Origin of the sequence: Fluviibacterium sp. S390 (assembly GCF_049800695.1) — a bacterium.
GTDB lineage: Bacteria > Pseudomonadota > Alphaproteobacteria > Rhodobacterales > Rhodobacteraceae > Meridianimarinicoccus.
Genome location: NZ_JBNAFN010000002.1, coordinates 189,290 through 201,693 on the forward strand (window position 1 = coordinate 189,290; position 12,404 = coordinate 201,693).

14 protein-coding genes are annotated in these 12,404 nt (G+C 68.3%); all 14 read right to left on the reverse strand.

Going from position 1 to position 12,404, the window contains the following annotated elements; all coding sequences use genetic code 11:
• Positions 1-110: 110 nt before the first annotated feature.
• A complete protein-coding gene (locus tag ACP15K_RS02930; protein ID WP_424989756.1) occupies positions 111-320 on the reverse strand; it encodes a DUF2274 domain-containing protein in 210 nt (69 codons plus the stop codon).
• A 121-nt stretch (positions 321-441) separates the two neighbouring features.
• On the reverse strand, positions 442-2,094 hold the full coding sequence (tnpC, locus tag ACP15K_RS02935) for an IS66 family transposase (RefSeq protein WP_424989757.1): 1,653 nt from the start codon (positions 2,092-2,094) through the stop codon (positions 442-444).
• Positions 2,095-2,158: 64 nt separating this feature from the next.
• Positions 2,159-2,512, reverse strand: a complete 354-nt coding sequence (gene tnpB / locus ACP15K_RS02940) for an IS66 family insertion sequence element accessory protein TnpB (RefSeq protein WP_424989758.1) — start codon at positions 2,510-2,512, stop codon at positions 2,159-2,161.
• A complete protein-coding gene (gene tnpA / locus ACP15K_RS02945; protein ID WP_424989759.1) occupies positions 2,509-2,937 on the reverse strand; it encodes an IS66-like element accessory protein TnpA in 429 nt (142 codons plus the stop codon). Before tnpA ends, tnpB begins: the two co-directional genes overlap by 4 nt.
• Before the next feature lie 141 nt (positions 2,938-3,078).
• Entirely contained in the window at positions 3,079-4,215 is a 1,137-nt protein-coding gene (locus ACP15K_RS02950; protein ID WP_424989760.1) for a TrbI/VirB10 family protein, read from the reverse strand.
• Complete coding sequence (gene trbG, locus ACP15K_RS02955) at positions 4,212-5,186, reverse strand: P-type conjugative transfer protein TrbG (RefSeq protein WP_424989761.1); 975 nt, start codon at positions 5,184-5,186, stop codon at positions 4,212-4,214. The genes ACP15K_RS02950 and trbG overlap by 4 nt, the downstream gene beginning before the upstream one ends.
• Positions 5,183-5,872 carry a conjugal transfer protein TrbF gene (gene trbF, locus ACP15K_RS02960; RefSeq protein WP_424989762.1) on the reverse strand — a complete coding sequence of 230 codons (690 nt, stop codon included), beginning with the start codon at positions 5,870-5,872 and terminating at the stop codon, positions 5,183-5,185. Before trbF ends, trbG begins: the two co-directional genes overlap by 4 nt.
• Complete coding sequence (gene trbL, locus ACP15K_RS02965; RefSeq protein WP_424989763.1) at positions 5,869-7,218, reverse strand: P-type conjugative transfer protein TrbL; 1,350 nt, start codon at positions 7,216-7,218, stop codon at positions 5,869-5,871. Before trbL ends, trbF begins: the two co-directional genes overlap by 4 nt.
• Before the next feature lie 3 nt (positions 7,219-7,221).
• Positions 7,222-7,488, reverse strand: a complete 267-nt coding sequence (gene trbK-alt / locus ACP15K_RS02970; protein ID WP_424989764.1) for a putative entry exclusion protein TrbK-alt — start codon at positions 7,486-7,488, stop codon at positions 7,222-7,224.
• A 13-nt stretch (positions 7,489-7,501) separates the two neighbouring features.
• Complete coding sequence (trbJ, locus tag ACP15K_RS02975; protein ID WP_424989765.1) at positions 7,502-8,290, reverse strand: P-type conjugative transfer protein TrbJ; 789 nt, start codon at positions 8,288-8,290, stop codon at positions 7,502-7,504.
• A complete protein-coding gene (trbE, locus tag ACP15K_RS02980; protein WP_424989766.1) occupies positions 8,287-10,782 on the reverse strand; it encodes a conjugal transfer protein TrbE in 2,496 nt (831 codons plus the stop codon). The genes trbJ and trbE overlap by 4 nt, the downstream gene beginning before the upstream one ends.
• Before the next feature lie 10 nt (positions 10,783-10,792).
• Entirely contained in the window at positions 10,793-11,074 is a 282-nt protein-coding gene (locus ACP15K_RS02985; protein ID WP_424989767.1) for a VirB3 family type IV secretion system protein, read from the reverse strand.
• Entirely contained in the window at positions 11,074-11,406 is a 333-nt protein-coding gene (locus tag ACP15K_RS02990; protein WP_424989768.1) for a TrbC/VirB2 family protein, read from the reverse strand. Before ACP15K_RS02990 ends, ACP15K_RS02985 begins: the two co-directional genes overlap by 1 nt.
• Positions 11,403-12,401 (reverse strand): P-type conjugative transfer ATPase TrbB, encoded by a 999-nt coding sequence (gene trbB, locus ACP15K_RS02995; RefSeq protein WP_424989769.1) that lies wholly within the window; start codon positions 12,399-12,401, stop codon positions 11,403-11,405. Before trbB ends, ACP15K_RS02990 begins: the two co-directional genes overlap by 4 nt.
• Positions 12,402-12,404: the final 3 nt, after the last annotated feature.

Sequence of the window (12,404 nt, forward strand, 5' to 3'; positions counted from 1 at the left end):
TGGTGTTGTTTTATACTAGTTCAAACTTGGCCTTGGCGTAGAGGTAGGAGGCGTCTCGGAAGTTACCTCTAATTCTCGGATGAAAGAACTCGACGAAGCGAACAAACGCCTCAATAAGTTGTCCGCTTCGCTGACTCATGAGTTAGAGACAATCGGCGCGCCTTCGCAAAGCCGCGATCCGTCGCGATGAACCGCTCGAGCATGGGAACAATCAGCTTCTTCGGTTCGATTGGTCCCTGCCCTGCTTCCTGGCCGAGGATCTCGCCATAGGCGGTCAGATCGCGATGCAGCTCTGCGGGCACCTCTACGGTCAACTTCACCGTATGCGCCGTCCCCGCCCCATTGGGATTTTGCTTGCGGGCGGAGTTCTCGGTGCGTTCGGCTGAGGTTTTCGCCGTCGTGAGCGCTCAGAATGTGCTCACTGGGGACTCCCGGATGAGCTCATTGTGAGGGCTGGGACGCCGCGGCGTAGGCCCATGGCATCAACGCATCGATGTCCTTGTCGAGATGCCCGTTGGCGAGCCTGGTGAAGAGATCACGCAGGTAAGCATAGGGTTCGACGCCGTTCATCTTGCAGGATCCGATCAGGCTGGCGAAGCGCGCCCAGGAACGGCCCCCCTCATCGTGACCGGCAAAAAGCGCGTTGCGGCGGTTCATGGCCGGGCTGCGGATCGCATTTTCGACCAGGTTGGAATCCATGTCGACACGGCCATCGTCGAGGAAGAGCCGGAAGCCGTCCTGGCGCCGGAGCATGTAGGCAAGTGCGGCGCCGAGGTCGGACTTGCGTGACACGCGCGCGGCTTGGGCGGCCAGCCAGGAGAAGAACGCATCCACCAGCGGGTGGGAGAGATCCTGGCGGACGGCACGGCGATGATCGGGGGATGACCCGCGGATCGCGTCTTCGATCTTGTAGAGCGCGGCGATGCGCACCAGCGCCTCGTCGACGATGGGCGAACCCTTCTTCGGCTTGGCCTTGATCAGTTTTCTCCGACGGTGCGCCCAGCAGAAGGCCAGCTGCAACGGCTTGCCGCCCTTGCGGTCCGGCTTGGCCAGGTGGGTATAGCCGCCGTAGGCATCGACCTGGATCGTGCCGTCGAAGCCGGCCAGGATGTCGTCGGCATATTCGCCCTTCCGGCCGGGCCGATAGTGGAACACCACGCTCGGCGGCGCGGGGCCGTTCCAGCCGCGATCATCGCGCAGCACCGCCCAGAGATAGCCGGTCTTCGTCTTGCCCCGTCCGGGATCCAGCACCGGCGCGGTGGTTTCGTCGACATAGAGCCGCGTGCTTTCCGCCATCAGGCACTTGGTCATGTGATCGACCACTGGCGCGATCAGAGCGCCCGTCCGGCCCATCCAGTCGGCGAGGACCGAGCGGTCGATCGGCACGCCGTGCCGCGCCATGACCACGGCCTGCCGGTTCAGCGGCATGTGTTCGGAATGCTTGGATACGGCAATCTGCGCCAGCAGCGCCTCGGTGGGCCAGCTGCCCTCCAGCAGATGCGCCGGAGCTTTCGCCTGGACCACGCCCGCGCGCCCCTTGGGGCAGGCGTATTTCGGGCGGATCGTGACGATCACCTGATAGCGCGCCGGGATGTAATCCAGCCGATCGACCCGATCCTCGCCGATCCGGACCATGTCACCGCAGCCGCAGGGGCAGGTAATGCTCTCCGGCTCGATCACACGCTCGACGCGTGGCAGGCTTTCCGGCAAGGCGCGCGCCTTGCGTTTCTTGCGCGGCGTCTTCTTCTCTGGCTCGGTCTCGCTGGCCGCGATCTTCTCCTCGACCGCGGCGATCTGTTCCCGGGTCTCGGCAATCGCCGTCTCCAGGTCCTCCAGCGCCAGCTCCAGCTGCGCGGGGTCCAGCTTTTCCGATTTCGGCCCGAACTTCGTGCGCCGGTAATCCTGAACCTGACCTTCCAGCTTCGCGATCAGGTCCTTCAGTTCGGCGATAAAGGCGTCCTTCTCGGCCACCACCGCCTGTTCATGCTGGCGCGCCGCACGTTCCACCGACAGCTCGAACTGCGCGGCCTCGAACGCCTTCACCACCTCGGGCGGAAGGTCCGGAAACTGGCTGAGATCGAAGGGCTGCGACATGCGCATTCCTACCCAGTCGCAGCTGGGAAGCCCAATAAAACAACGCCAGAACAACCCTACTGAGTCATCCTGCCGCAGCCGGCGGCAAGACCCGTCGCGCAACCACCCGCCGCCAGTCCAGCCCCTCGAACAAGGCTTCGTGCTGCGCCCGCGACAGCCGCATCACCCCGTCCTGCACCTTGGGCCAGACGAAGCTGCCCTGTTCCAGGATCTTGTAGATCATCACGAGACCTGTTCCGTCCCAAACCAGAATCTTCAGCCTGTCGCCGCGTTTCGAACGGAACACGATCGTCACCCCGGAATGCGGATCCAGCTTCAGCTCGGTCTGCACGATCAGCGCCAGCGCCCGATGGCCGCAGCGGAAGTCCACAGGCCGCGTCGCGATCAGGATCGGCAGGCGCTGGCCCGCGACGATCATGCCGACCCTCGAAGGGCGCGCGCCACCGCCGCAGCCCGCTCTGCCGGAACATTGCCCGGCACCCGCAGCACGAGATCGTTGCCGATCTCGATCGTGATGACACCGCCGTGCCGGTCAGCATCCGCTGGTGGACCGACGTCCTCGGGCTCCACCGAAACCGGAACGAAGGCCGGCAGAGCGTCAGACGCCACCCCGGCCATGGCCTCCGCAGGCAAGACCAGGTCCCCCTGGCGCGCCTGACGCCGCCAATCCGAAAGCTGATGCGCGGCCAGACCATGCCGCCGCGCGACATCCACCACCCGAACGCCGGGCTGAAAACTCTCGGCCACGATCCGGGCTTTCACTTCGTCCGGCCAGCGCCGATATCCACGCGTCTGCTGCACAACCTCGATGCAGCCGTCAAACCCGTCCCCGCCATCCGCCATCGCCATCTCCTTCCGAATGCTCAGAAAGAAACTCGCCGCTGGATCAGCGCCCCAGAACCGCAGAAATCAATGGGACGGGGACGGCGCATACACTTCACCGGCTTGTCGTCCGGGATGGGTCCGAGTTTCAGCCTGGTCATGTCAGCCTCCGGGTGGCGCGAAGACAAGATCGCGCGTCACGATCACCCGGACGGGGAAGCCCGGGCGGATGGTCAGTGTTGGCGGCACCTCCAGTTGGCGCTGGACGATACGCTGCCCGGCCTCGTTGATCGTGTCGAGGGCCCCGTCGCGGAGGGCACGGGCGAGGCGGTCTTCCTCGTCGAGGGAGAGTTCCGCGCCGACGGCGAGCAGCGTCGAAAGCCCTGCGGCGCGCAGAATGCTGCCCCAGTGATTATCGACGCCGTCCTCGAGACCGGCAAAGCCCGTGGCATCGGCGCCGGGCTGGCGTTCGAGCACGAGAGATCGTCCATCGGGGAAGATCAGCCGGGTCCAGACCAGGAGCACGCGCCGCTGGCCGACGGTGACGCTGTTGTCGTAGGCCCCGATCAACCGGGTGCCTTGCGGGATCAGGAGCAGGCTTCCCGTGGGGCTGTCATAGACGTTCTGGGTGACCTGCGCGGTGATCTGGCCCGGCAGGTCGGAGCGGATACCGGTGATCAGCGCGGCCGGGATGACGGATCCGGCCTGCAGCAGCCAGGGCGAGGCTGGCGGCTGCACGCGGTCGGGCGCGACGGTCCGGCGGTCGGTCGGCCCGGTCAGGAAGGCTTGGCGCGGATCGGTTTCCGGGGTGGCCGCCATTCCACCTCCAGGTGGCGCAGGCGGCACTTGGAACCCGTTGGATGCCGGTGTCCCGGGGCGCGCCTGGAAGAACAGGTCGCTGACACGGGCGGCCTCCAGTTCCGCAAGTCGTTGCTGCTCCGCCGGGTCCATGGTCGGGGGCGCGAGGCTTGGAGCCGCGATGGGCTGGCCGCGTTGCTGCGCGTCGAGAATGCCGCCACCCAGATCGCCCGGCAGGGGCGGTCCCAACCTCGGGATCGCATCATAGCTGCCCGGCAGGTCGCGGAGACCATCGGCGGGCTGGCGGCGATCGGTGGTGATCAGCTCTTCCGGTGCGGCGGTCCGGTCCGGACGTTGCAGGCCGTAGATCAGCGCGGCGCCGATGCCGAGGCCCGCGACGACGCCGAGCCCGACAATCACCTTGCGAGAAATCCGCGTTACGCGCGGCGGATCGGCACGCAGGCGCATGGCGGCAGCGGTGTCGGTCGGTGCCCCGCTCATGTGCCTTGCCCCGCGTCCTGCCGCACCACCGTCGCCTCGGTCTGGGGTTCGATCCGCAGAATGCGCACAACCTCTTGCCGGGGACCGCGTCCGAGGCGCAGTTCGGCCGCACCGAAGAGGCGGTCGACGATGAGCACATTGCCGTGGATGCGGGAGTTGACGATCTCCAACTCGCCATCTGAGCCCAGCACGAAAAGCGGCGGCATTTCGCCCTGGGCGATGCCGCGCGGAAAGACGACATAAACCCGGCGCCCGTCATCGAAGACCGAGACCGGCCGCCAGGGCGGGCTGTCACCTTGCAGTCCGTAGCGGTGATTGCGGGCATGCGCGGGCGGGATGCGCGGCGTGGTCGGCGCGACACGCAGGGTTTCGGGCGCGCGCGGATAGGCCCAGGAGATGGCGGGCATCCAGGTCTCTTCGCTGGCGTTGAGCTCGATCAGGTAGGTCCGCCGGTCGGTCGAGATCACGAGGTTCGTGCTGATGTCGGGCCGGGTCGGTTTCACAAGGACGAGGACGCGGGTGTCGCGGCCTACGCCGCTTTCGGTGTCACCGATGATCCAGCGCGCCGTGTCGCCCGCCGCGATCGGGCCGGTTCCGGCCAGGCGTTCGCCGGGTTCGAGCGCGATGGTCGTGATCTGGCCCGGAGCGGCGTAGACTTGGTAGAGCGCACCCTCGGACCAGGGATAGATCTGGATCGCGTTGAAATACCCGGCCTGGCGCGGTTCGACACGCGCGGCCGCATTGGCATTACCGACCTGGGCGACGGGTGTGGCGGCCGCCTCGCCGCCCCGGCTCGGAGTCCAGGCGGGCGGAACATGGAGCGGGCGCGGCCGGTCATCGGGTGCCGTGGCAGGCGGTGATGGCAAGGGCGGCAGCGCGTCGTCATAGGCGAATGCGGGCGGGCGGTCGCTGGCACAGCCTGCCAGAAGCGTGGTGGCCAGGAGAATGGTGGGCAGGATCGGTCGGGTCATTGGCTCATCTCCCGCGACCAGTTGATCGCGTTGACATAGATTCCCAGGGGATTGGCGCGCAGGCGGTCCGCCGTGCGCGGCGGGTCGATCACGATGGTCAGGATCGCGGTCCAGCGTTCTGTGCGCGCGAGCTGGCCGTTCTCGTAGTGCCGCTCGGACCAGGCCACCCGGAAACTGTCGGGCGAGGCGCGGATGACGCTCGAGACCTCGACCGAGACCTGGTCCTCGCCCACTCGCGTGAAGGGATTGTTGGCCCGGGCGTGATCGTTCAGCGCCAGCGCGCCGCGGTCGGTGGTGAACTCATAGGCGCGGAGCCAGTTCTGGCGGACGACGATCGGATCGGCGGGCAGCCCCCGGACCTCCTCGATGAAGCGGGCGAGATGCCAGGCGATCTGCGGATCGCTCGGGCGATAGCCCGCGCTGGCCGCCTCGACGGCGCTGGCCTCGCCATGCCGGTCGATCTCGACAACATAGGGCACGACGGTGCCGCGCGCCGATTGCCAGACCAGCGCCGTCGCGAAGCCGCCCGCGAGGATCAGGCAGCCGAAAGCCATGAGGCGCCAGTTCTTCGCCTGCACCCGGGCGGAGCCGATACGCTCGTCCCAGACCTGGGCGGCCTTCTGGTACGGGGTCTCGGGGTCCGGGGTCTTGCCGTAATGCGCGGCGGCGCGTTTGAAGAGGCTCATGATCGGTCGCTTTCGGAGAGGGAAACGGAGGCGCCGGAGCCGGGGCTGTCCCCGGCGCGCAGCGCGTGGGTGGCGGCGGAGACGCCGTGGCTCATCGCCTGGCTGCGGCGCATGGAACGCGCCCAGGCCGGTGCACTGCCTGCGGGGGCGGACATGGCGGTCGACGCGCCTGTCCCGCTGCCGAGCGAGGAGGCGCCGCCGGTGGCGGCGAAGCCCGCGCGGGCACCTTCGGCGTGGCTTGCCTTGACGGCGTCACTGGCCGAGGCGGCGGCCCGGCGCAGAGGTGATGCTGCCGCGGATCCCGCCGCTTTTGCTACGCCGCCGAGACCAGAGGCCACACCGGCGGCCCCGGTCTGGCCCATCGATCCGAGGCTGTAGGCGGTGGAGGCGGCCCCGGTGGCCGCCGCAGCGCCGCGCGTGACGGCGGCCCCACCCGAGGCGAGTGCGCCTGTACCTCGGGCCGCGAGCATGGCCCCGCCACCCGCCGCGACGGCAGCCCCACCGACCGCCAACCCGGTGCCAACGGCGGCGCCTGCGCCCAGTTGCGGCCCGCCGGAGACAAGGCCGGTGGCGATGCCGGGGCCGAAGATGCCGAGACCGAGGAGCGAGAGTGCCGCCAGAACGATCGCCATGGCCTCGTCGATGGTGGGTGTCACGCCCCCGAAGCCGGCGGTGAACTGGCCGAAGAGGGTCGAGCCGATCCCGATGATCACCGCCAGCACCAGCACCTTGATACCGGAGGAGACGACATTGCCCAGCACCCGCTCGGCCATGAAGGCGGTCTTGCCGAAAAGGCCGAAGGGGATCAGCACGAAGCCCGCGAGCGTCGTCAACTTGAACTCGATCAGCGTCACGAAGAGCTGCACGGCGAGCAAGAAGAAGGCGAGAAGCACCAGCGCCCAGGCGAAGAGCAGGCAGGCGATCTGGATGAAGTTCTCGAAGAAGGCGACGAATCCCATGAGATCGGCCGTCGATTCCAGGAGCGGTCGGCCGGCATCGAGGCCGGTCTGCGCCACGCGTCCGGGGCGCAGGAGATCGGCAGGAGAGAAGCCGGTGCCGGAAGCCAGCAGTCCCAGCCCCGCGAAACTGTCGAAGACGATGGCGGCGAGGCTGTTCCAGTTGGAGATGAGCCAGGCGAAGACACCGACGAAGAGGGTCTTTTTCACGAGGCGGGCGATGATGTCATCATCGGCGCCCCAGGCCCAGAAGAGTGCCGCCAGGGTCACGTCGATCACGATTAGCGTGCTGGCGATGAAGGCGACTTCGCCGCCCAGCAGCCCGAAGCCGCTGTCGATATAGGAGGTGAAAACCCCGAGGAAGGTGTCGATGACGCCGGTGCCGCCCATGGCTCACTCGCCCCCGGTCCGGTCGCGCCCGAGGAAGCGGTCGCGGGTTTCGGCCCAGACGGCGAGGCAGCCGGGATCGGAGGCCGCGGCCTCGCCCAGTTCCTGGCAACGCCGCTGTTCGGCGCGCAAGGGATCAGTCTCCGGCATGAGGGGCGCCGCCGGACGCACCGCCTGCCCCGCCTCGTCCCGGCCCATCTCCACCACCGCCGCGGTGATCGCGATGGCGACGAAGACGATTGCCGCGATGCGGGCGAGGACCGCTCCCTCCATGGCCGGTCTCCCTTCAGTTGTTGAACATCCGGGCACTGCCGGGCTGGTAGCCCGCGCCCGGGGTGAGGAACCGCTCGCGCTGGACCCGGCCCTGTTCGGCGGCCGCGGACCGCTCGGCCTCGACCAGCGCCGTCGCGCGGCCATTAGCGGCGACGACCGCGATCAGGTCGGCGATCTGCTGGGACTGCAGCGCGAGGAGCTGGTTGCCGGCCTGGGTCGCCTGCAGGGCGCCGACTGCGGATTGGCTTTCCCCGATAAGGGCGGAGAGCTCGGCGCGCTGACCGTCAAGATTGTCGACGACGCCCGCCTGCACGCGCAGCGCGTCCTGCAGCCCGCCGACGGTGTTTTCCCAGCGGGAGCGCGCGTCGGCCAGAAGCTGCGCCTCGGGCGCGGCCATGGGGATGTTGGCGTAGTCCTGCTGGAAGACCTGGTCGATCTGCGCGACATCGAAGGCGATGTTCTGCGCCTGGGACAGGAGCTGCCGGGTCCGGTCGACGTTCTGCTGCAGCGCCTGCAGCGAGGAATAAGGCAGGCTCGCGAGGTTGCGGGCCTGGTTGATCAGCATCTGCGCCTCGTTCTGCAGCTGGGTGATCTGGTTGTTGATCTGCTCGAGCGCCCGGGCCGCGGAGAGGATGTTCTCGGCGTGATTGCGCGGGTCGTAGACGATGCGCCCGCCCCCGCCGAACAGGAAGGCCTGGGCGGGCGTGGCGAAGATCGGCGAAAGTCCGATCGGTGCTGCGAGCACCAGGGCGAGCGCGGAGGCGCTGGCGAATCGGGACAGGCGATGGACGGCATGGGTCATGGGGTGGTCTCCTCTGCGGGTTCGCGGGCTTGGGGGATCGGTGCATCGTGAGCTTCAGGCTCAGCTACGAGATTGGTCAGCTCCAGGATCAGCTCGGCGGCCCAGCCGACCCCGCGGGCTTCGAGCCAGGCGGCGAGGAAGCCGTCGCGGCCGTGCTCCGCGAGGATCTCCGAGATCAGCGCTTGGTCGGACTTGGCCGAGGCGGCGCAGAGCGCGAGGCCCACCTCGGAGAGGCCCAACTCGAAGAGCCGGTTGCCGCGCCGCGACTGGCAGTAGTAGTCGCGCTTGGGCGTGGCGCGGGCGAGGATCTCGATCTGTCGGTCATTGAGGCCGAAGCGCCGGTAGATCGCGGTGATCTGGGGCTCGATGGCGCGCTCGTTGGGAAGAAGCAGCCGCGTCGGACAGCTTTCGATGATGGCGGGCGCGATGGTGGAGGTGTCGATATCCGAGAGCGACTGGGTCGCGAAGATCACCGAGGCGTTCTTCTTGCGCAGCGTCTTCAGCCATTCGCGGAGTTGGCCCGCGAAGCCCTCGTCATCGAGCGCGAGCCAGCCCTCGTCGATGATCAGGAGCGTCGGCCGCCCGTCGAGCCGGTCGCCGATGCGGTGGAAGAGATAGGAGAGGACGGCGGGCGCCGCGGCGGTGCCGACCAGCCCCTCGATCTCGAAGGCCTGGACCGAGGCCGCGCCGAGCTCTTCCATCTCGGCATCGAGCAGCCGACCATGGGCGCCGCCCAGGCAATAGGGGCGCAGGGCCTGTTTGAGGTCGGAGGATTGCAGCAGGACCGCGAGACCGGTGATCGTGCGTTCGTCCACTGGGGCCGAGGCCAGCGAGGTCAGCGCGGACCAGAGATGCTCCTTCACCTCCGGCGTGATCGCGATGCCCTCGCGGGCGAGGATCGCGCCGATCCAGCCCGCGGCCCAGCTGCGTTCGGCGGGATCATCGGTCCGGGCGAGCGGCTGGAGGGAGACCGTGGCTTCCGCCGCCTCGGTCAACTCACCGCCGAGATCATGCCAGTCGCCGCCCATGGCGAGCGTGGCGGCGCGGATCGAACCCCCGAAATCGAAGGCGAAGACCTGTGCGCCCGGATAGCGGCGGAACTGCAGCGCCATGAGGGCGAGCAGCACGGATTTGCCCGCCCCGGTCGGACCGACGACCAACGTGTGGCCGACATCGCCGACGTGGAGCGAAAGCCGGAACGGCGTCGCGCCCTCGGTCTTGCCGTAAAGGAGCGGCGGTTCGTCGAAATGCGCATCCCGCTCCTCCCCCGCCCAGACGGCGGAGAGCGGGATCATATGGGCGAGGTTCAGGGTGGAGATCGGCGGCTGGCGGACATTGGCGTAAGCCTGCCCGGGCAGCGAGCCGAGCCAGGCATCGACGGCGTTGACCGTCTCGACCATGGCGGTGAAGTCCCGGCCCTGCACGACCTTCTCGACGAGGCGCAGTTTCTCGTCGGCGCGGCGCGGATCTTCGTCCCAGACGATCAGTGTCGCCGTGAAATAGGCCTCGCCCGCGATATCGGCGCCGAGCTCCTGCAGGGCCATGTCGGCATCTGCGGCCTTGTTGGCGGCATCGGTATCGACCAGCGCCGATTGCTCGTTGGTCATCACCTCCTTCAGGATCGCGGCGATAGATTTGCGCTTGGCGAACCATTGGCGGCGGATGCGCGCGACCATCCGAGCGGCCTCCATCTTGTCCATCAGGATCGCGCGGGTCGCCCAGCGATAGGGAAAGGCCAGCCGGTTGAGATCGTTGAGGATCCCGGGCGTGGTGGCAGTCGGGAAGCCCGAGAGCGTCAGGACACGCAGATGGGCGTTCCCCAGCCGGGGCTCGAGCCCGCCGGTCAGCGGCTGGTCGGCGAGGAGCGCATCGAGATAGGCCGGGGTTTCCGGCACGCGGACCCGGTGGGCCTGCGTCGAGATCGTGGAATGCAGGTAGGTCAGCGTCTCGCTGTCATCCATCCAGCGGCATTCGGGCATGATGCCGTCGAAGAGCGCCAGCACCCGGTCGGTGCGGTCGATGAAGCCGCGCAGCACCTCGCCCGCATCGATACCGGTCTTGTCGCGGCCTTCGTAGAGCCAGGTCTCGGCCCGGGCGGCCTCTTCGGCGGGCGGCAGGTAGAGGAAGGTCAGGAGATAGTCCGACTGGAAATGCGCCCCCTGCTCGGCAAACCCCGCGCGGCGCTCGGCATCGAGCAGCGCCGAGGCCGGATCGGGAAAGCGGTTGTCGGGATAATCGGCGGCCGCGACCCGCTGCGCCTCGACGAAGATCGCCCAGCCGGAGCCAAGGCGGCGAAAGGCATTGTTGATGCGGCCCGCCACGGCGACGAGTTCCGCCGCGACCGCGCTGTCGAGATCGGGGCCCCGGAACCGGGCCGAGCGCTGCAGGCTGCCATCCTTGTTCAGCACCACGCCGGGCGCCACCAGCGCCGCCCAGGGGAGGTAATCCGCCAGCCGCGTCCCTTTCCGGCGATACTCCGCGAGGTTCATCATGTGCGCGCCCTCAGACCTCGAGATGACCGGGAAGCCGCAGATGCCGGCGTCCGACCTCGACGAAGAGCGGATCGCGTCGCGCGGCCCAGATTGCGACCAGGTGGCCCAGAAGGCCGATGACGATTCCCGCGACCCAGAGCTGCAGCCCGAGCCCGATGGCCCCGGCCAGCGTTCCGTTCAGGATCGCGAAGGCCCGCGGCGCACCGGCCAGCAGGATCGGCTCGGTCAACGCGCGATGCACCGGGGCGGTGAAGCCCGGCACGTCCGCCAGCTGCTCGAACGTGCTGTCCATCAGATCAACGCTCCACCGCCGAAGCTGAAGAAGCTCAGGAAGAAGGAACTCGCCGCGAAGGCGATGGAGATGCCGAAGACGATCTGGATCAGGCGGCGAAAGCCCCCGGAGGTGTCGCCGAAGGCAAGCGTAAGGCCGGTGACGATGATGATGATCACCGCGATGATCTTGGCGACCGGCCCCTCGATCGACTCGAGGATCGATTGCAGCGGCGCTTCCCAGGGCATGGAGGACCCCGCCGCCCGGGCGGGTCCGGCCAGCATCAGGGTGACGGTGGCGTAGATGAAGGCATGGGCGGCCTGCGCGCGCAGCTGGTGAAGGTTTCGGGTCATGAAGGGTCTCCTGTGTTGGTTTCCATCCCGGTCGGCCGCGCCGCCGGGGAGATGCGGTAGTCGCCGTCCGGTCCCAGCCCGTCGACGCGGGCAAGCTCGGCGAGGTGGCGATTGGCCCCGCGCCCGGAGAGGACGGCGATGAGATCGATGGTCTCGGCGATGAGGGCGCGCGGCACGGTGACCACCGCCTCCTGGATGAGCTGCTCCATCCGGCGCAGCGCTCCCAGGGCGGAACCCGCATGAATGGTCCCGATCCCGCCCGGATGGCCGGTGCCCCAGGCCTTCAAAAGGTCCAGCGCCTCGGCCCCACGCACCTCGCCGATGGGAATGCGGTCCGGGCGCAGGCGGAGCGAGGAGCGGACGAGATCGGAGAGCGAGGCGACCCCGTCCTTGGTGCGCAGGGCGACGAGGTTGGGTGCTGTGCATTGCAGCTCGCGCGTGTCCTCGATGATCACGACGCGGTCGGACGATCCGGCAATTTCCGCCAGGAGCGCATTGGTCAGCGTCGTCTTGCCGGTGGAGGTGCCGCCTGCCACGAGGATATTGGCCCGCGCGGCAACGCCCTCGCGCAACAGGGCCGCCTGGGTCTCGGTCATGATCCCGGAGGCGACGTAATCGGCGAGCGTGAAGACCGCGACGGCGGGCTTGCGGATCGCGAAACAGGGCGCGATGACCACGGGCGGCAGAAGCCCTTCGAAGCGTTCCCCGGTCTCGGGCAGTTCGGCCGAGACGCGCGGCCGCGCGGCGTGCACCTCGGCCCCGACATGATGGGCGACGAGGCGCACGATCCGCTCGCCATCGGCGGGCGACAGCGTGGCGCCAGTGTCAGAGAGCCCCTCGGACAGCCGGTCGATCCAGAGCCGCCCGTCGGGATTGAGCATGACCTCGACGGTCATCGGGTCTTCCAGAAACCCGGCGATGGCGGGCCCGAGCGCCGTGCGCAGCATCCGCGCGCCGCGGGCCATCGCTTCCGGTTTCCGAGCTGCCTCTGCCATGCT